Origin of the sequence: Bradyrhizobium sp. HKCCYLR20261 (assembly GCF_051168435.1) — a bacterium.
GTDB lineage: Bacteria > Pseudomonadota > Alphaproteobacteria > Rhizobiales > Xanthobacteraceae > Bradyrhizobium.
In genome coordinates this window covers 40,293-60,228 of record NZ_JBNPUZ010000025.1, presented here as the reverse complement: position 1 = coordinate 60,228, position 19,936 = coordinate 40,293, and the positions used below count along the sequence as shown (strand labels likewise).

Genomic DNA, 19,936 nt, shown 5'->3' with positions numbered 1-19,936 from the left:
GTGATCGCGGCCCCGGCGCCGCAGATTAGCAAGCGGTTAAGGCGGATCAACGCTGAAATTCTTCGTCAAATCGTCACCATGGTGGTTGAGATCGCCCCCTTGCAACCGGCGGCCCCCTGCCGCCGGCCGTTGGGTCGCGCTATGGTTGCCGGCCTGCAGGAGCAGATTCGGGAGTGGAAGATGACTGTCTATGCGGGTCCGGTCTTCGAGATGGCGACCAATCAGTTCAACGTGATTGCCGACCATCTTGGCATCCCAGGCGACGAGCGCGACCGGCTGCTGCTGCCCAAGCGGGCGATCACCGTCTCGTGTCCGATCCACAAGGACGACGGCACCATTGCCGTCTACGAGGGATACCGCGTCCAGCATCTCCTGACCATGGGGCCGACCAAGGGCGGCACCCGCTTTGCGCCGACCGTGGATATCGGCGAGGTTGCCGCGCTCGCGATCTGGATGAGCTGGAAATGCGCGCTGGTGGGGCTGCCCTATGGCGGCGCCAAGGGCGGCGTCAATGTCGATCTGTCGAAACTCTCCCGGCGCGAGCTGGAGTCCCTGTCGCGCCGCTACATGCAGGAGATGATTCCCTTCGTCGGCCCGCACACCGACGTGATGGCGCCGGACATGGGCACCAACGAACAGGTGATGGCGTGGTTCATGGATACGTACTCCATGTATCAGGGCCAGACCGTGACCGAGATCGTCACCGGCAAGCCGGTGTTCTCCGGCGGCACGCTGGGTCGCCGCGAGGCGACGGGGCGGGGTGTCGCCCATACGTCGCGCCGGGTCATGGACCTCCTGGGCATCGATCCCGCCAAATCTACTGCGGTGATACAGGGCTTCGGCAATGTCGGCTCCTATGCCGCGCTCGGCTTTCACCAGATGGGCATGAAGGTGATTGCGGTGAGCGATCATACCGGCGCGCTCCACGACGCGCGTGGCCTCGATATCCCCAAGCTGATGGAGTACGCGAGCGCGCGCGGCAGCATCGCCGGCTTCTCCTCCGAGCTCGCTTTCGACCCGAACGAAATCCTCACGCTCGCCTGCGACATCCTGGTGCCGGCGGCGGTCGAGCGTGTCATCGACGCCAAGGTGGCAGCCAAGCTGAAATGCCGCGTCCTGGCGGAGGCCGCCAACGGTCCGACCACGCCGGATGCCGATCTGGTGCTCGACCAGCGCCGCGACGAGATCTTTCTCATTCCCGACATTCTCTGCAATTCCGGCGGCGTCATCGTCAGCTACTTTGAATGGGTGCAGGATTTGCAGCAGCTGTTCTGGGAGGAGGACGAGGTGACGCGGCGCGAGTACCAGATCCTTGACCGCGCCTTCGAGCGGATGGTCGCACGCGCCAAGGCCGACGACATCTCCCATCGGACGGCGGCGATGGCAATCGGCGTCGAGAAGGTCCGCAACGCCAAGAACACGCGAGGGCTGTTCCCGTGATCACCGGTCTCGACCACGTCGTCGTCCTGCTCGAGGACATCAAGGCCGGCAGCGCCGCGTTCGAGACGCTGCTGGCGCGCAAGCCGTCGTGGCAAAATTCGGGCGAGGGCGCCGACCGCGTGCTGTTCACGCTCGACAACATGACCTTGGAGCTGATGGCGCCGTCGGGGCAGGGCCCCGCCGCCGACCGCATCCGCAACGTCATCAAGATCTGGGGTGAGGGCCTCGCCAGCATCTGCTTCGCGACCATCGACATCGGCAAGATGCATCGCCGGCTCGAACGCGTGGCGCTGAAGCCGGATCCGATCGCCGAGGTCGACAGCACCGACCGCGTGACCGGCCAGACTTTGCACTGGAAGCGCACGCGCGCCATGACCGATCTCACCCGTGGCGTGCGCATGTTCTTCCTCGAGCTTGCGGGGCCGCGGCCAGTGTCGGAGAAGACTGCCGACAGCGCAGTGCTCGGCCTCGACCACATCGTTGTCTCCACCGAGGATCCCGAGCGTGCCGCCGCGCTCTACGGCGCGCGCCTCGGCCTGGACATGGCGCTCGACCGCAGCCACCAGGAATGGGGCCAGTTGATGTTCTTCCGCTGCGGCGATCTGATCGTCGAGGTGGTGAAGCGGCCGGTCGCCGGCAACGACAAGGCCAACGACAAGCTGTGGGGCCTGAGCTGGCGTGTCGCCGACATCGAGGCCACGCGGGCACGGCTGCTCGCTGCAGGTTTGCAGGTGTCCGAGCCACGGGCAGGGCGCAAGCCGGGGACGCGGGTGATGAGCCTCTACAGCGGCACCTGCGGGATTCATACGCTGATCCTGGAGAAGACGCCGCAGGCGGCGGAGTGAGCTGGTTCGGTGCGGCCGCAGCCTCCGAGCCTGCCCTGACGCGCGTTCAGGCGCTGTCGCATCGAGTTCGATTGAGCATGCTTGACTCCCCACGCCGCAGCCCTCGACCCTCACCCTGAGGAGACCGCCGCAGGCGGTCGTCTCGAAGGGCGAGGCCCACGACCGGGGCCTCATGGTTCGAGACGCTCCGCGCCTGACTACATTGCCCTTTATCGGCGTGCTCGGCGCGTCGCTCCTCACCATGAGGGTCAACAGCCGGGGCGGCTCTGCACACTGGACCATGAACACGCCAACGGGCGTGTTCATGGAGAGATTGCAGTGCGATACGCAGCCGTGCGGGCGAACGATCCTGCTCATTTGTTACTCCGTCATGCCCGGGCTTGTCCCGGGCATCCACGTCGTTCTCAGCATGCCGGACGACGTGGATGGCGGGGACGAGCCCGGCCATGACGGCGTGGAGCGAGACGAGCGCATAACGGCCTCCCAGCGCGCGTGAGGAGGATGCCCATTGCCACGTCGGCTGCATCCCAGGGCGACGGCAAGTGATATAGATTGACGCAGTTCTCGGAGCCGTTCCCGCCGATGATGTCGCTGTCCGATCCCGCTGCCGCTATGCTTCCGCGCCGCGTGTTCATGCTCGGCGCGACCGGGACGATCGGCCGTGCCACGGTGCGCGCGTTGGTCGCGCGCGGGCACGAGGTCGTCTGCTTCGTCCGCTCGCGCAGCGACGCCATCACGATCCCGGGCGCCACGGTCAGGACCGGCGATGTCACCGACTCCGTCTCGCTCGCGCGCGACGGTTTCCGCAGCGAGCGCTTCGACGCTGTCGTCTCCTGCATGGCGTCGCGGACTGGCGTGCCGAGGGACGCCCAGGCGATCGACTATCAGGCCCATGTGAACGTGCTGGAGGCAGCACGGCAGGCCGGTGTCACGCAGTTCGTGCTCCTGTCCGCCATCTGTGTGCAGAAGCCGCTGCTGGCGTTCCAGAAGGCCAAGCTGGCGTTCGAAGCGAAATTGATGGCAGCGGGCCTGACCTATTCGATTGTCCGTCCCACCGCGTTCTTCAAGTCGCTGTCCGGGCAGGTCGCTCGCGTGCAGCAGGGCCGGCCCTATCTCGTGTTCGGCGATGGTCGCTTGACGGCCTGCAAGCCAATCAGCGACGCCGATCTCGGCGACTATCTCGCCGGCTGTCTCGATGACGAGAGCCGCTGGAACAAGGTGCTGCCGATCGGCGGCCCGGGACCTGCGATCACGCCGCTCGATCAAGCGGAGCATCTGTTCGCGCTGCTCGGCCGCAAGCCGATCATCCGCCGCGTGCCGGTGGCGCTGCTCGACGTCATCATCGGAGGGCTCGACGTCGCCAAGCGGATCGCGCCGTCGCTCGCCGACAAGGCGGAGCTCGCCCGCATCGGCCGCTACTACGCGACGGAATCGATGCTGGTGCTCGACCCCGCCACCGGCCGCTACGACGCCGATGCGACGCCGTCGACAGGGTCGGACACGCTGTTCGACTACTATGCCAAGCTGATCCGCGGCGAGGCCGCGGCGGAGCGCGGCGACCACGCGGTGTTTTGAGCTCATCTCTCTCCGCGTCATTGCGAGGAGCGAAGCGACGAAGCAATCCAGGGTCACGCGTGTGGTCCTGGATTGCTTCGCTTGCGCTCGCAATGACGGTGGTGAGAGCGGTGATCACGGCGGTGAGACTTGTAATGGCCGTTGTGAGACATGCGCTCTCTGTCTCGCAACGCGGTTCGCGTCCGAGCTTTGCTCTCCGTCCTGCCCTCTTCGAAAAGAGGGCACGGGGAATGCCGGGCGCTGGCCGCACCCATGGCCCGCCTGCGGAAAAAAATGCAGGCGGCAGGTACCACAGGTTCAGCCGAGACCACCCGGCATTCCCCGCGCGATGGTTTGACGGCTGCTTCGCGCTCTCCCCGGTGCGCCGGGCTTTCTGGCCACCGTATCGCGACAATGCGCTTGCGCGCATTGCGCTGGACACCAGCATCGGGGTGTCAGGACCACGCGACTTGACCGTGCGCATCGCTGCCGTTCGTCCGGGTGGCAAGCCACGCCGCAGCACCAACACGCCCACCGCATCCCGCCTCGACGTTCGTGACGACCGCGAAGCGTCCCTCTTGTGAGACGGGATGGGGATATACAATCATAATTTCTGGAAAAAAGAAAGTAGTTTTTTGCAGCTGGACGGACTGGACGGGTGATGTCCTTGAGCTGGTTCCTGAACAATCTGTTTTGACGCACGTCGAATGCGGTGCAGGTAAGGGATCGTGTTCTGCATTCGCCGCAGCGACGTTCTTGGAGAGTTCGTCATTCCGGGGCATTCGCGCGCAAAATGGCGTAGCCATTTTGGAACAGCGCGAATGAGCCCGGAATCCGTAGCCACGGAGCGATGTCGTCAGGCGAGCTGGCAACTCCGTGCGTGCCTCACACGGCATCCTGTGGTTATGGATTCCGGGCTCGCGCTGCGCGCGCCCCGGAATGACACCGAGCCGAATAGCTGCCGATATCGGCTCGGGACCGAGCGCATTTGGGGGGGGCTACTGCGATCTTCCTTACCCCTCAACGACACACGGCACGCTCGCAAACCCGCGAAACCGGACTCGCCCGCCGCGCACCGGCTCGCCTGCGAGCTGATAGTTCGGAAACCGGTTCACAAACCGCGCGATCGCCACCGCGCCCTCCAGCCGCGCCAGCGCCATGCCGGCGCATTGATGAGCGCCGGTGCCGAAGGCGAGGTGGCGGTTGGCGAGGCGGGTGATGTCGAAGCGTTCGGGGTCGTCGAACTGGGCGGGGTCGCGGTTGGCGGCGCCGATGCAGAGCGTGACGGAGGTGCCGGCGTCGAGCCTGACGCCGCCGAGTTCGACGGCCTCTGTCGTCATGCGGTTGCCGAGCTGGTTGGAGCTTTCGTAGCGCAGGATCTCCTCGACGGCGGTGCGGATCAAGGCCGGCGCCTCGATCAGCTTTCGCCGCTCTTCCGGATGCTGGCACAGCAGCACGAGGCCGTTGCCGATCAGATTGGTCGTGGTCTCGTGGCCCGCATTGAGCAGGAAGATGCAGTTGTGCAGCAGCTCCTTCTCGCTGAGACGCTCGCCGTCGGCTTCGCCCTGGATCAGCCGCGTCAGCACGTCGCGCTCCGGATTGCCCGGCGCCGCGCGGCGGCGCGCGACGAGCGTTTCGAGATAGGCGAGGAAATCGCCGACAGCCTGGTTGCCGCGGGCGAACTGCGCGGGCGTCAGCACCGGCTCCAGCGCGCCGAGAATGGCGAGCGACCAGTCCCGCAAGGGAGCGCGCTCCTCATGCGGCACGCCGAGCAGATTGCCGATCACCTCGATCGGGATCGCCGCGGCAAAATCCTCGATCAGCTCGAACGTCTCTTTTGCGACGATCCGGTCGAGCAGCCCGTCGACGAGCGCGATCAGCGCAGGCTCCATCTCGGCGATCGCGCGCGGCGACAGCGCGCCCATGATCAGGCGGCGGACGCGCGTATGCGCCGGAGGATCGTTGAAGACGAGGCTCGTGGTGTGGTGCTCGTAGAGCAGCGACGAGCCGTATTTCGGCGCGAACTCGCGCTTCTTGTCGGACGAGAACGTCTTCGTCACCTTGTAGGCGGTGACGAGATCATCGTAGCGGGTGAGGAAGTAGGAGCCGTTGCGCAGGCGCTTGACCGGCGCATGCTCGCGCAGCGCGCGATAGGTGGGGTAGGGATCGGTGTAGAACGCAGGCGTCAGGCGTTCGAGGTCGAAATCGTCGGCGAGCGCGGCGTCGTCGGTCATCCCTGGTTCTCCCGGCCGATTCTGGTTTGTTGACGCGACCGTCGCACGGCCGGCGGGGGAAGAAAATCCGCCTGACGGTGTGAGCCTGTCCACGCACCACCGGGGCGTGCCGCAGAACCGCCTTGATGCAAAGGTACATTATTGCCTCCGGCGCGGACGCTTTGTTTCCAACGAATCAAATACTTGGCCAACCGTTTCCGCTGCGCCGCGGCATGTTTCTTGACATGGATCAAGTGAGTATTTACTCACGGGCGATGTCCAGTTTGCGCATGACAAGCGATCTCCGGAGGCAACTGATCCTCGGCGCGGCCAAACGCTGCTTCGCGCGACATGGCTATGCCGGTACGACGACCAAGAGCGTTGCTGCGGCGGCGGCAATCTCCGAAGCGTTGCTGTTCAAGCATTTTGCGTCGAAGGCTGCGCTCTATGCCGAGATCCTCACCGAGGAGTGCGAGGCGGACCCTGACTTCGAGATGCTGCTCGGGCAGGAACCTTCGACCGCCACGCTGGTCAAGCTGATGGCCGGCATGGTCCAGCACTTCCTCGGCATCGCCGACGGACCCAACGAGGAAGAGGAGCAGCGGCTGCGGCTGATGGCGTCGAGCCATCTCGACGATGGCGAATTCGCCCGGCTGCTGTATACGAAGATCCATGATCTGATCGGCGCCCAGTTCGTTAACTCCCTGGAAAGCGCGATTGGGTGTGGTGAGGCTGTGAGGCTCGGGGCGGCGCCGCTCGACCTGTTCTGGTTCGCGCACCACACCGTGTTGATGACGGCTCTGACCCGGCTTCCCTCGACACCGTGTCTGGCCTATGGAACCGCTGATCGCCTCGAGCGCCAGCTCAGTGAGTTCATCCTGCGCGGCATCGGAGTGACCGACGCCGCCATTGCGTACCATCTCGATCACGAATTGTCGCAACCTCCGGCCCGGCCGGCGACGGCAGAAAGTGCATGACATGAACATTGCGACGGAACCCAAGCTCTCAGGCAAGCCGATCGACGACAAGCCGCGCAAGCGCACCCGCCCGGTGCTGTGGTTCATCATCGTCGGCACTCTGCTCGCGGCGCTGGTCGGCGGCTTCGTGTGGTTCAACATGTTCCGCGACAAGATGATCGCGCAGTTCTTCGCCAACATGAAGCCGCCGCCGCTCAACGTCACCGCCGCCACGGCGTCGACGGAGACCGTGCCGAACCTGCTGACCGCCGTCGGCGACCTCGCCGCCGTGCACCAGGTCAATGTCACCTCGGACGCCTCCGGCCGCATCACCGAGATCATGTTCACGCCGGGTACGACGGTGAAGCAGGGCACGCCGCTGGTGCAGCTCTACGACGCGCCGGAGCAGGGCGATCTCGCCAACTACAAGGCCCAGGTCACGGTGGCGCAGCTCTCGCTGGACCGCGCCAAGCAGCTCGCCTCGCGCCAGTTCGGCCCGCAGGCGACCGTGGACCAGGCCCAGGCTGCCTACGACCAGGCGCAGGCGGGCGTCGCCAAGACCGAGGCGCTGATCGCGCAGAAGCTGGTGCGCGCGCCGTTCGACGGCGATCTCGGCGTCCGCAAGGTCGAGGTCGGCCAGTATCTGTCGGCCGGCACGCAGATCGTGTCGCTCACCGATTTGTCGCAGCTCTGGGTCAACTTCACGGTGACCGAAAAGGACAGTGGCCAGCTCAAGGTCGGGCAGACCGTGCGCATCGGCGTCGACGCCTATCCGGGCAAGACCTTCGAGGGCAAGATCACCACGATCGAGCCGCAGATCGCGACCGACACGCGCAATATCCGCGTGCAGGCGACGATCGCCAATCCCGAGCACATCCTCAAGCCCGGTATGTTCGCGACCACCACCGTGGTGTTGCCGGACAAGCCGCCGGTGCTGACGGTGCCGGAGACCGCGGTCGACTACACGCTGTATGGCGACTCCGTTTTCGTCATCAACGAGAAGAAAGCCGACGACGGCAAGGTCACTCTGACGGCCGACCGCACCTATGTGCAGACCGGCGACCGCATCAACGGCCGCGCCGTGATCCTGAAGGGCCTGAAGGATGGCGACCGCGTCGTTGCCGTCGGCCAGCTCAAGATCCAGTCGGGCGCCGCGGTTGCGATCTCGACCGATCCGCCGCCGCCGGTGCCGGCGAAGCCGCCGCGCTACTGAGCGAACCTCTGAGCCAAAGCCGGGCCGCCGCGAGCAGGCGGCCCGTTCGGTCCTCACCTGACGTCTGCTGACGGGATTGCCGCGATGCGTTTCACCGATATCTTCATCAAGCGTCCGGTTCTGGCCGTCGTGGTCAGCATGCTCATCCTGCTGCTGGGCCTGCGCGCCGCGTTCGAGCTGCCGATCCGGCAATATCCGAAACTGTCGAACACGGTCGTGAACGTCACGACGGTCTATCCCGGCGCGTCCGCCGACCTGATCCAGGGCTTCATCACCACGCCGCTGGAACAGGCGGTCGCCTCGGCCGAAGGCGTCGACTACATCACCTCGTCCTCGGTGCAGGGCACCAGCACCATCCAGGTGTTCGTGAAGCTCAACTTCGATCCGAACCAGGCGCTCACCGAGGTGCTCGCCAAGGTGAACTCGGTCCGCTACCTCATTCCGAAGGAATCCAACGACCCGATCGTCACCAAGAGCACGGGGCAGACGACCTCGGTGATGTATCTCGGCTTCTCCAGCGAGGAGCTGTCGGGCTCGGCCATCTCCGACTATCTGACGCGCGTGGTGCAGCCGGTGCTGTCGACCGTCGACGGCGTCGCCGCCGCCAACATTCTCGGCGGCCAGACCTTCGCGATGCGCATCTGGCTCAACCCGGAGAAGATGGCCGGCCGCAACGTCTCGCCGACGGATGTCGCGCAGGCCATCGCCGCCAACAACTTCCAGTCCGCCGCCGGCCAGTCCAAGGGCTACTTCATCGTCTCCAACGTCACCACCAATACCGGCCTGACCGACGTCAACCAGTTCAAGCGGATGATCGTCAAGGCCAAGGACGGCGGCTTCGTCCGCATGGAGGACATCGCGACCGTCGAGCTCGCGGCGCAGAGCACCGACGCCAGCGTCGCCTTCAACGGCGAGCGCGCGATCTTCATCGGCGTCGACGCCACGCCGCAAGGCAACCCGCTCAACATCGTCAAGGGCGTGCGCGCGCTGTTCCCCGACCTCGAGCGCAATCTTCCGCCGTCGATGAAGATGAAGGTGGCCTACGATTCCACCAAGTTCATCCAGTCGTCGATCGACGAGGTCGAGCACACGCTCGGCGAAGCCGTGCTGATCGTCATCATCGTGATCTTCCTGTTCCTGGCGTCGCTGCGCTCGGTGATCATTCCCGTGGTGACGATCCCGCTGTCCCTGATCGGCGTCTGCACGCTGATGCTGGCGCTCGGCTTCTCCATCAACCTCTTGACCCTGCTCGCCATGGTGCTCGCGATCGGCCTCGTCGTCGACGACGCGATCGTCGTGGTGGAGAACATCCATCGCCATCTGGAGGAGGGCAAGACACCGGTGCAGGCGGCGCTGCAGGGCGCGCGCGAGATCGTCGGTCCCGTCATCTCGATGACCATCACGCTCGCCGCCGTGTACGCGCCGATCGGCTTCCTCGGCGGCCTCACCGGCTCGCTGTTCCGCGAATTCGCCTTCACGCTCGCGGGCTCGGTCATCGTCTCCGGCGTCATCGCGCTGACGCTGTCGCCGATGATGTGCTCGGTGCTGCTCAAGAGCGCCGATGAGGGCCGCTTCGCGCGCCTCGTCAACCGCGTGTTCGGTTCGATGACCAACTGGTACGGCCGCCAGCTCGACCGTTCGCTCGACTACCGGCCGGTGACCGGCCTGTTCGCGCTGACGATCCTCGGCCTGGTCGGCTTCCTCTACATGCACACGTCCAAGGAGCTGGCGCCTGAGGAGGATCAGGGCATCGTGTTCTCGATCACAAAGGCGCCGAAATACGCCAATATCGACTACATCAACTTCTACACCGACAAGGTCGACAAGGCGTTCGCGAAATTCCCCGAGACCGACCTGCGCTTCATCCTGAACGGCATCCAGGGCCCGCAGGGTGGCTTCGCCGGCATGCTGCTCAAGCCGTGGGACGAGCGCACGCGCTCCTCGATCAAGCTGAAGCCGCTGGTGCAGGCGGAGCTGTCGAAGATCGAGGGCATCAACGCCTTCGCCTTCAACCTGCCGGCTCTGCCGGGCGGCCCCGGCGGTTTGCCGGTGCAGATGGTGATCAGCTCGACCAGCGGTTTCCAGGCCGTCTATGAGCAGATGGCCAAGCTGAAGGACGCGGCGCGCAAGAGCGGCATCTTCATCGTCTCCGACAGCGACCTCGATTTCAATCAGCCGGTGGTGAAGGTCTGGATCAACCGCAGCAAGGCGAGCGATCTTGGCATCACGATGCAGTCGATCGGCAACACGCTCGCGGTGCTGCTCGGCGGCAACTACATCAACCGCTTCAACCTCGAGGGCCGTTCCTACCAGGTGATTCCGCAGGTGCCGCGCGACAAGCGGCTGTCGCCGGATTCGCTGGCCGGCTACTACGTCGCGAGCGCGACGGGCCAGCAGGTGCCGCTGTCGACGGTGGTCAACATCGAGACCGCGACCGATCCGAACTCGCTGACCCATTTCAACCAGCTCAATTCGGCGACGTTCTCGGCGGTGCCGATGCCTGGCGTCACGGTCGGCCAGGCGGTCGACTTCCTGGAGAAGCAGGCCAAGAACCTGCCGTCGGGCTTCAGCCACGACTATCTCGCCGACGCCCGCCAATACGTCCAGGAGGGCAATCAGCTCGCCATCACCTTCGGTTTCGCGCTGATCATCATCTTCCTGGTGCTGGCGGCGCAGTTCGAGAGCCTGCGCGACCCGCTGGTGATCATGATCAGCGTGCCCATGGCGATCGTCGGCGCGCTGATCCCGCTGTTCTTCGGCCTCGCGACGATGAACATCTACACCCAGGTCGGCCTGCTCACGCTGGTGGGCCTGATCACCAAGCACGGCATCCTGATGGTGGAGTTCGCCAACGAGCTGCAGCTGAGCGAAGGGATGGATCGCCGCAGGGCGATCGAGACCTCCGCGCGCATCCGCCTGCGGCCGATCCTGATGACGACCGCCGCGATGGTCACCGGCCTGATCCCGCTCTTGACGGCGTCGGGCGCCGGCGCCGCCAGCCGCTTCTCGATCGGACTCGTCGTCGTCGCCGGCATGTCGATCGGCACGCTGTTCACGCTGTTCGTGCTGCCGGCCGTCTACACCGTCATCGCCACCGACCACCAGGCCGCCGCCAAGTCGCAGCGCGCCAAGGAGATCGCGCAGTTCGATGCGGAGACGGAGCACGCGAAGGCGGCGTGAGGCGGGCGCTCCTAACACATCAAAGGCGGCTGCCTCGGCAGCCGCCTTTTTGTTTGGGCGGTTTCTCGACACCCCCTGGTGTCGTCCCGGCGAACGCCGGGACCCATAACCACAGGCCGTGGTGTGGGGCAGGCGCGGAGTGACCTTCTCCGCCCAACAATGACCGACGGTGGCTATGGGTCCCGGCTCGGAGGCCGGGACGACGGCGGAGGGTGAAGCGCCGGCGTTGCCTCACTCTTCCTGCTGCGGATCCAGCGCGTCGCGCAGGCCGTCGCCGAGCAGATTGAGCGAGAGCACGACCAGGAAGATCGCGAGGCCCGGCCAGATCGCCATCCACGGCGCGTTGGTGAGGAAGCGCTGGGCGGCGTTGAGCATGCTGCCCCAGGACGGCGCCGGCGGCTGCTGCCCCAGCCCTAAGAACGACAGCGCGGCCTCGGCGATGATGGCGGCGGCGACCGACAGGGTTGCCTGCACCAGCAGCGCCGGCATGATGTTCGGCAGGATATGCCTGACCGCGATCTGCAGGTCGGTGTCGCCGACGCTGCGCGCGGCCTCGACATATTCCTCGACCTTGACGCTCAGCACCTCGCCGCGGGTCAGCCGGACAAAGATCGGGGTTGCCGAGATGCCGATCGCGATCATCGCGTTGCCGAGGCTCGGCCCGAGGAACGCGGCGAGCGCGATCGCCAGGATCAGGAACGGGCAGGCCAGCATCGCGTCGGTGATGCGGCTGATCAGCGCGTCGATGAAGCCGCCGCGATAGCCCGCGATCATGCCGATGGGCACGCCGATCGCCAGCGCGATGACGACGGAGATCGCGCCGGCCATCAGCGAGGCACGCGCGCCGTAGATGACGCGGGCCAGCACGTCGCGGCCGAGATCGTCGGTGCCGAACCAATGCGCCGCCGATGGCGCCTTGCGGACCAGCGCCCAGCTGGTCTTGATCGGATCGTAGGGCGCCACCAGCGGCGCTGATAGTGCGAGCAGGATGAAGGCCGTGATCAGGCCGAGCCCGACCATGGCTCCCTTGCGCTTGACCAGGCGGCGCCAGGTGCGCTGGATCGGCCGCTCGAGCGGGGCAAGCGTGCGGATGCCCGGTGCTGAGAGCGTGGTCTCGGCCATGTCAGCTCCTCAGCCGCGGATTGACGAGGACGTAAGCGAGATCGGCGATCAGGTTCAGCATGATATAGACGGTGGCGGTGACCAGCACGACGCCCTGCACGACGGCGTAGTCGCGGTTGAACACGGCATCGACGATCAGCTTGCCGAAGCCGGGGATGGAGAAGATCTGCTCGGTCAGCACGGCGCCGGAGAGCAGCGTGCCGAGCTCGAGCGCGCCGAGCGTGATGACGGGCGTCAGCGCATTGCGCAGCGCGTGGCGCAGGATGACCTGGCGTTCGGAAATGCCCTTGGCGCGCGCAGTGCGGATATAGTCGCTGCTCAGCACCTGAAGCATGGCGCTGCGGGTGTGGCGCATCAGGATCGCGGCGATGGCGTTGCCGAGCACGAAGGCCGGCATGATCGTCGCCGCGAGGCTGGCGCGCCAGTCCTCGGCGAGCGAGACATAGCCCGAGGCGGGCAGCCAGCCGAGCTGGATCGAGAACACGAAGATCAGCATGATCCCGAGCCAGAAGTTGGGCGTCGAGATGCCCCACAGCGCGAACAGATTGGCGGCGTAGTCCCACGCGGTGCCGCGCTTCACCGCGGAGATGATGCCGGCGGGAATCCCGATCAGAAACGCGATCACGATCGCCATGGAGGCGAGCTGCAACGTCACCGGCAGCTTCTGCAGGATGAGATCGCGCACCGGCATCTTGATGCGCAAGGACTCGCCGAAGTCCCCGGACAGAACGCCCTTGATCCAATAGCCGTATTGGACGGGCAGGGGCTGATCGAGGCGATACTGCTTGCGGATCTGCTCGATGACCGCGGGATCACGCTCCTCGCCGGCCATCACGAGGGCAGGGTCGCCGGGCAGCAGCTGCTGCAGCGAGAAGATCAGGATCGAGACGAAGATCAGGGTCGGGATGATCTGCGCGAGGCGGCGGGCGAGGAAGGTCAGCATGTGCCAGGCCTCGCGGCGCAATGCTCATGCGTGCGATGAAAGGCCGGTCGCGCTCCCAGCGTTCCCTCCCCCCTTGTGGGGGAGGGACAGGGAGGGGGGGACCCCAAGCGAGATGGGAGTTCGTGGTACCCCCCACCCCAACCCTCCCCCACAAGGGGGGAGGGAGCAGAGCGAGTGCGGAGCGCCGACATCGCGTCCCAATGACCAGGGGCCAACCGACCGCTCACTTCAGCTTCAGCCCGATCAGACGCACGAGGCCGTCTGGCATCTGCTTGTAGCCCTCCAGCTTCTTGGTGTGCGCGATCAGGATGCGGCGGTGGTAGAGGTAGAGGATCGGCTCCTCCTCGATCTCGAGCTTGGCGAGCTTCTCGTACAGCGCCTTGCGCTGCGCCATGTCGGTGATGAGGCGGGCGTCGTTCAGCGCCTTGTCGGCGTCGGCATTGGCCCAGACGCTGTAGTTCTGCGGCGCGTTGCTGTGCATGAACACGTAGCTGTTGCCGTCGGGATCGATGCGGCCGCTCCAGGACAGCATGTAGGCCTGATAGTCGCCGGACTCGGCCTGCTTCAGCGAGGTCGCGAACTCCGTCACCCGGATCTTCATGTCGAAGCCGACCTCGGCGGCCATCGACTGCACGACTTGGGCGACCGCCTCGGTCTCGGCGCCCTTCGGCACCAGGAAGTCGACCGCGACCGGCAGCGTGACGCCGGCCTCCTTCAACAGCGCCTTGGCCTTCTCGACATCGCGCGCGCGGATCGGGAACGCCTTCTGATAATACGGATGCGAGGGATTGACCCACTGGTTGCCCGGCATGAACTCGCCGTTGAACACCACCTGGTTCAGCGCCTCGCGATCGATCGCGAGATCCAGCGCCTGCCGCACCTTGGCGGACTGGCTGAGCGGCCCCTTGGCCTTGTCCTTGCCGATGTTGAGCGTGATGCCCTGATAGCCGAGCTCGATCGCCGTCGACAGCGCGAGCTTGGAGTCCGCGCGGACGTCCTTGATGTCGGTCGCGAGCACGCGCTCGATCAGGTCGAGGCCGCCGGACTTCAGGTTGGCCAGCCGCACCGTGGCATCGACGATCGGCTGGTAGACGATCTTGTCGATGAAGACGTTGTCCTTGTTCCAGTAGTCGGCGAACTTCTCGAATACGATGCGGTCCTGCTGGACGCGCTCGACGAATTTGTACGGACCGGCGCAGACCGGGCGCAGGCCGAACTTGTCGCCGGCCTCCTTGGCCGCCTTCGGCGACACCATCATGCCGGCGCGGTCGGTGAGCTGGGCGATCAGCGGCGAGAACGGCGCCTTCAGCACGAGCTTGATGGTGAGAGGATCAACCACGTCGACATGATCGACCGAGGCGAGCTCGGGCTTGCGGAACGAGCCGGGGAAGGTGAGGTGGCGATCGATCGAGAATTTTGCCGCTTCGGCGTCGAACGGCTCGCCGTCGTGAAACTTCACCCCGGGACGCAGCTTGATCGTGACCTCCTTGCCGTCGGCGGAGGTCTCGTGCGACAGCGCGAGCTGCGGCACGATGTTGAGCTTCTCGTCGATGTCGAACAGCTTGTCACAGGTTGCCGCGAAGACGATGCGGCCGACATAGGTGCGCGCCATGGTCGGATCGAGCACGTCGGGGTCCTCGGCGAGACCGATGCGCAATGTGGTCTGCGCCTGCACGGCGGTCGCGCAGGAGGCCATGAGAACAGCCGCGAGAGCGGCCAAGCACCAGTTCTTCCTCAGCATACGAAGTCCCCTACGAAATGCAGCCACTGTCGTTGCACTATCCATACCAACCCCGCTCAGAGGCGGTCCTTCCGGAACTCAAGTCGGGTTCGCGAGCGCCGCCGCGATGCCGGCATCGATCGTTGCGCGATCGGTGACGCCAGCCGGATTGTCGCGCGTCGGCATGAACTGGCGGAACACCGCCCAATGCTTGCGGCTCACGCCCTCCAGACGTTCGAGCTCGGTAAGCGGATCGGCGTGATCGTCGACGCGCAGATCGAGCTCCGACCATTCGTCCTTGCCGTGCACGAGCAGTGCGGCCGACTGCTTGCCGCGTTTGTCGCCGCCGGCTGCCTCGCCGGCCTTCATCGCCGCGATCAGGCGCTGGGCGAAGGGCAGGGCGCTGTTGGCGAGATACGCGTTCGCAGTCTCGTTCAGCACCTGCGGGCCGGCGAGCATGTTGCCGGCGATCGAAAAGCCCTGGCCTTCGAGATGGCCGCACCAGTCGATGCAGTCGCGGCCGGTATGCGCCGCGATCTGGCCGTTGAGATCGAGGATGTGAACCTGCCGGCTCTCGCGGCCGGGATCGGCTGCTGTGAGGAGCTGCACGATCTCGCGCGGGTGGCGGCCATCGCGCAGCAGCGTCGCGCCGTCGATGCCGTAGTAGGGATTGACCAGCGCCTGCGTGGCGATGCCGCCGCGACCGGCGACGATGAATGGCACGCGTGCGCCGACGGCGAAGAAGCGCGTGGCGACAGCGATGCCGATCCGGCTGGTGGCATCGTCCTTGGCAATGATCGACCAGGTCATCGTCGGCCCTCAGCGTCCCGCGGCGTAGCCCTGCATGCCCCGCGGATTGGCTGCGGCGCGGCGGCGGCGGCCGACTCGCGAAGCGGCCGTCAGGCGGCCCTCCGACCAGTCCGGGCCGACTTCGACGACATGGCCGCGGCGGCGCAGCTCCTCGACGGTCGCTTTCGGCACACGGCCCTCGACCACGAGGACGCCGGGGCGGGCAGTGCGCGGCCAGAAAGAGATCGGGAAATGCTCGGAGTGCCACGCGGGCGCGTCGATCGATTCCTGCAGGTTCATGCCGGCATGGACGTGGCGCAGGAAGAACTGCGTGTTCCACTGGTCCTGCTGGTCGCCGCCGGGCGAGCCCCAGGCGACGTAGGGCTCGCCGTCACGCAGCGCCATGGTCGGCGACAAGGTCGTGCGTGGCCGCTTGCCGGGCACCAGCGCAGCCGGATGATTCTCCTCCAGCCAGAACATCTGCGCGCGGGTGCCGAGGCAGAAGCCGAGCTCGGGGATGACCGGCGAGGATTGCAGCCAGCCGCCGGACGGCGTCGCCGAGATCATGTTGCCGTCGCGGTCAATGATGTCGAAATGCACGGTGTCGCCGCGCACCTCGCCGAAGCGGCCGACGGTCGGCTCGCCCGAACCCATCGCGCCGACCGCCTCGCGGTTGCCTGCCGCCTCGCGCAGCTTCACCTCGGCGCCGTAGCCGTCGAGCTTGCCGGGCCGCAGTTCCAGCGACGCCTTCTGCGTGATCAGCTTGCGCCGCTCGTCGTTATAGGCATCCGACAGCAGCGTCTGGATCGGGATGTCGGCAAAGTTCGGATCGCCGTAGAACGCCTCGCGATCGGCGAAGGCGAGCTTCGCAGCCTCGATCTGCCAATGGATGAAATCGGGGCCGGTCGGGTCGAGGCCGTCGAGCGCAAAGCCCTTGAGCAGCGCGAGTTGCTGCAAGAGTACCGGACCCTGGCTCCAGACGCCGGCCTTGCAGACGGTGTAGCGGCCGTACTCATAAGTCAGAGGAGCTTCGATGGTCGGCTGCCAGCGCGCCATGTCGTCGGCGGTCAGCACGCCCCTGTGGCGCGATCCAGAGACGTCCATCACTTCCTGCGTCCGGCAGAAGCGGTCGATCGCCTCGGCGACGAAGCCTTGCGACCACGCTCTCCGCGCGCGCTCGATCTGCGCATCGCGGTCGCCACCCGCGCTCTCGCCTTCGCTGAGGATCCGCGCGTAGGTCTCGGCGAGCTTGGGATTGGTGAACAGCGTGCCCGGACGCGGGACTTCGCCGTTCGGCAGATACAGCGCGGCCGAGGTCGGCCAATGCGACTTGAACAGCTGCTCGACGGTCTGGATGGTCGCCGAGACCCGCTCGACCAGCGGGTAGCCGTCGCGGGCGTAGGAGATCGCCGGCTCCAGCACGTCGCGCAGCCGCATCGTGCCGTAGTCGCGTAACAGCAACATCCAGGAGTCGAAGGTGCCGGGAACGCAGGCCGCGAGCAGTCCGGTGCCGGGCACCATGTCGAGGCCCTCGCGCTTGTAGTGCGCGATGGTGGCGCCTGCCGGTGCGGGGCCCTGGCCGCAAATCACCTCGGTGCTGCCGCGCTTCACGTCGTGCAGGATGATCGGCACGTCACCGCCGGGGCCGTTGAGATGCGGCTCGACCACCTGCAAGGTAAAGGCGGCCGCGACGCCGGCGTCGAACGCGTTGCCGCCGCGCTCCAGCATCGCCATGCCGACCGCGGTCGCGAGCCAGTGCGTGGACGTGACGACGCCGAAGGTACCGTCGATCTCGGGGCGGGTCGTAAAGGGATCGGGATTGATGAAGCTCATGGCGCCCTTTGATCTGTGTAGCTAGTGGTCGTCATTGCGAGCGCAGCGAAGCAATCCAGGGCCCAGGATGGGGCCCCTGGATTGCTTCGTCGCTTCGCTCCTCGCAATGACGACCCATTTGAATTCCGTCGTCTCGCTTCACGCAACCGATGCCGTCACAACGGTACTGTCAGCCGGCTGGTTCACTGCGTGGCAGGCGACGCCGCCGATCAACTCCGGCGACTTCTGCCGGCACAGATCGAACGCGAGCGGACAACGCGGATTGAACGTGCAGCCGGACGGCGGATTGATCGGGTTCGGGATCTCGCCCTTGACCGGGATGCGCTGGCGGCCGGACATCGAGAGATCCGGCACCGCGCCGAGCAGCATCTTGGTGTAGGGCATGCGCGGATCGTTGAAGAGTTGGCGCCCTTCGGCGATCTCGACGATGCGGCCGAGATACATCACGCCGATGCGGCTCGCCATGTGGCGAACGACCGCGAGATTGTGGCTGATGAACAGATAGGTCAGGCCGAACTTGTCCTGCAGGTCGCGCATCAGATTGAGGATCTGCGCTTGCACGGATACGTCGAGCGCCGAGGTCGGCTCGTCGCAGACGATGAAGTCGGCCTCCGAGGCGAGTGCGCGCGCGATCGCGATGCGCTGGCGCTGGCCGCCGGAAAATTCGTGAGGGAATTTCTGGCCGTCATCCGGATGCAGGCCGACCAGCGTCAGGAGCTCGCCGACGCGGTTCTTGATCTGGCGCTCGCCCTCGATCACGTTGAAGGCGCGGATCGGCTCGGCGATGATGGATTCGACGCGGAAGCGCGGATTGAGGCTGGCATAGGGATCCTGGAACACCATCTGAATGCGCCGGCGCAGCTTGCGCCGCGCCTGCGCCTGACGTGCTTCGCTCATCGACACGCCGTCGATGATAACCTCGCCAGAGGTCGGCGCCAGCAGCCCGACCACCATGCGCGCGACCGTCGTCTTGCCGGAGCCGGACTCGCCGACCAGCGCGAAGGTCTCGCCCTTCCGGATGCCGAAGCTGACGCCGTCGACCGCCTTCAGGAATTCCTGAGGCTGGCGTTCGATCACGCGGTTGAGCCAGGGTTTCGAGACGTCGAACACCCGGCGGAGATCCTTGACCTCGACGAAATCGCTCATGCCGCGGTCTCCGTCGCGCGATCATACAGATGGCAGGCGACCGCCTGCGTGCCCCGCTGAAGCGGATCGGGCCGGTCGATGCGGCAGCGGTCGAAGGCGGCGTTGCAACGTGGATTGAACGAGCAGCCCGCGGGGATCGCCGACAGCCGCGGCATCGAGCCGGGGATTTGCACCAGCCGCTTGTCCTCGCCCGCGAGAGTCGGGATCGCGCCCATCAGGCCCTTGGCGTAGGGGTGCAGCGGGTTCTTGATGACCTCCTGCACCGGGCCGATCTCGGCGACGCGGCCGGCATACATCACCGCGACGCGGTCGCAGGTCTCGGCGATCACGCCCATGTCGTGGGTCACCAGCATCACGGCGGTGCCGTGGTCGCGGCCGAGCCGCTTGATCAGCGAGATGATCTGCGCCTGCACGGAGACGTCGAGCGCGGTGGTCGGCTCGTCGGCGATGATCAGCTCGGGCTCGGCGCACAGCGCGAGCGCGATCACGACGCGCTGGCGCATGCCGCCGGAGAATTCGTGCGGATAGCCGTCGATGCGCTTCTCGGGCGCGGGGATGCCGACCTCGGCGAGCAGGTCGATGGCGCGCTTGCGCGCCTGCTGGTCGGTGAGATTGGTGTGGGTCTTGATGGTCTCGATGATCTGGTCGCCGACGCGGTACAGCGGATTGAGCGAGGTCAGCGGGTCCTGGAAGATCATGCCGATGCGCTTGCCGCGCACCTTGCGCATCTCCTCCGGCGGGAGATTGTCGATGCGCAGGCCGGACAGCAGGATCTCGCCGCCGGAGATGCGGCCGGGACGGTCGATCAGGCCGATCACGGCAAGGCCCGTGACCGACTTGCCGGCGCCGGATTCGCCGACCACGCCGAGCACCTCGCCCTTGGCGATGTCGTAGGAGACGCCGTCGATCGCGCGCAGGGTGCCGCGCCTTGTCTCGAACTCGACCTGCAGGTTGCGCACGGACAGAACGGGGGCGGTCATGA

At 66.1% G+C, this 19,936-nt stretch carries 14 protein-coding genes; 6 read left to right on the top strand and 8 right to left on the bottom strand.

All coding sequences use genetic code 11. The features are described from left to right. The first annotated feature begins 180 nt into the window (after positions 1–180). From ACQR1L_RS33015 to ACQR1L_RS33005, 3 genes are all read left to right on the top strand, one after another. On the top strand, positions 181–1,440 hold the full coding sequence (locus tag ACQR1L_RS33015; RefSeq protein WP_434862078.1) for a Glu/Leu/Phe/Val family dehydrogenase: 1,260 nt from the start codon (positions 181–183) through the stop codon (positions 1,438–1,440). After that, positions 1,437–2,285, top strand: coding sequence for a VOC family protein (locus ACQR1L_RS33010; RefSeq protein WP_434862077.1), 849 nt, complete (start codon positions 1,437–1,439; stop codon positions 2,283–2,285). The genes ACQR1L_RS33015 and ACQR1L_RS33010 overlap by 4 nt, the downstream gene beginning before the upstream one ends. Before the next feature lie 633 nt (positions 2,286–2,918). Next, positions 2,919–3,860, top strand: coding sequence for an NAD(P)H-binding protein (locus tag ACQR1L_RS33005; RefSeq protein WP_434862098.1), 942 nt, complete (start codon positions 2,919–2,921; stop codon positions 3,858–3,860). A gap of 992 nt (positions 3,861–4,852) precedes the next feature. On the opposite strand, the gene ACQR1L_RS33000 is transcribed toward ACQR1L_RS33005, so the two are convergent. After that, positions 4,853–6,073 (bottom strand): cytochrome P450, encoded by a 1,221-nt coding sequence (locus ACQR1L_RS33000; protein WP_434862076.1) that lies wholly within the window; start codon positions 6,071–6,073, stop codon positions 4,853–4,855. Positions 6,074–6,342: 269 nt separating this feature from the next. Here ACQR1L_RS33000 and ACQR1L_RS32995 point away from each other — a divergent pair, with 269 nt between their 5' ends. From ACQR1L_RS32995 to ACQR1L_RS32985, 3 genes are all read left to right on the top strand, one after another. Beyond that, positions 6,343–7,029: a TetR/AcrR family transcriptional regulator gene (locus ACQR1L_RS32995; RefSeq protein WP_434862097.1), complete on the top strand. Its 687-nt coding sequence runs from the start codon at positions 6,343–6,345 to the stop codon at positions 7,027–7,029. A 1-nt stretch (position 7,030) separates the two neighbouring features. Further along, on the top strand, positions 7,031–8,221 hold the full coding sequence (locus ACQR1L_RS32990) for an efflux RND transporter periplasmic adaptor subunit (protein WP_434862075.1): 1,191 nt from the start codon (positions 7,031–7,033) through the stop codon (positions 8,219–8,221). Positions 8,222–8,305: 84 nt separating this feature from the next. Then, on the top strand, positions 8,306–11,401 hold the full coding sequence (locus tag ACQR1L_RS32985; RefSeq protein WP_434862074.1) for a MexW/MexI family multidrug efflux RND transporter permease subunit: 3,096 nt from the start codon (positions 8,306–8,308) through the stop codon (positions 11,399–11,401). A gap of 231 nt (positions 11,402–11,632) precedes the next feature. Here the strand turns inward: ACQR1L_RS32985 and ACQR1L_RS32980 are convergent, their stop codons facing one another. The 7 genes from ACQR1L_RS32980 to ACQR1L_RS32950 all read right to left on the bottom strand — a co-directional run bounded on the left by ACQR1L_RS32980 (position 11,633) and on the right by ACQR1L_RS32950 (position 19,934). Beyond that, positions 11,633–12,463, bottom strand: coding sequence for an ABC transporter permease (locus ACQR1L_RS32980; protein ID WP_434862096.1), 831 nt, complete (start codon positions 12,461–12,463; stop codon positions 11,633–11,635). Positions 12,464–12,524: 61 nt separating this feature from the next. Beyond that, positions 12,525–13,466, bottom strand: coding sequence for an ABC transporter permease (locus tag ACQR1L_RS32975; RefSeq protein ID WP_434862073.1), 942 nt, complete (start codon positions 13,464–13,466; stop codon positions 12,525–12,527). Between the two features lie 223 nt (positions 13,467–13,689). Further along, positions 13,690–15,162: an ABC transporter substrate-binding protein gene (locus tag ACQR1L_RS32970; RefSeq protein ID WP_434862095.1), complete on the bottom strand. Its 1,473-nt coding sequence runs from the start codon at positions 15,160–15,162 to the stop codon at positions 13,690–13,692. Between the two features lie 123 nt (positions 15,163–15,285). Continuing rightward, positions 15,286–15,996, bottom strand: coding sequence for a DUF1028 domain-containing protein (locus ACQR1L_RS32965; protein WP_434862072.1), 711 nt, complete (start codon positions 15,994–15,996; stop codon positions 15,286–15,288). A 9-nt stretch (positions 15,997–16,005) separates the two neighbouring features. Continuing rightward, positions 16,006–17,808, bottom strand: a complete 1,803-nt coding sequence (locus tag ACQR1L_RS32960) for a gamma-glutamyltransferase family protein (RefSeq protein WP_434862071.1) — start codon at positions 17,806–17,808, stop codon at positions 16,006–16,008. A gap of 138 nt (positions 17,809–17,946) precedes the next feature. Then, the gene (locus tag ACQR1L_RS32955) at positions 17,947–18,954 is read right to left on the bottom strand and encodes an ABC transporter ATP-binding protein (protein ID WP_434862070.1); all 1,008 of its coding nucleotides are present in this window, start codon (positions 18,952–18,954) and stop codon (positions 17,947–17,949) included. Next, on the bottom strand, positions 18,951–19,934 hold the full coding sequence (locus tag ACQR1L_RS32950; protein WP_434862069.1) for an ABC transporter ATP-binding protein: 984 nt from the start codon (positions 19,932–19,934) through the stop codon (positions 18,951–18,953). The genes ACQR1L_RS32955 and ACQR1L_RS32950 overlap by 4 nt, the downstream gene beginning before the upstream one ends. Between the last annotated feature and the right edge of the window lie 2 nt (positions 19,935–19,936).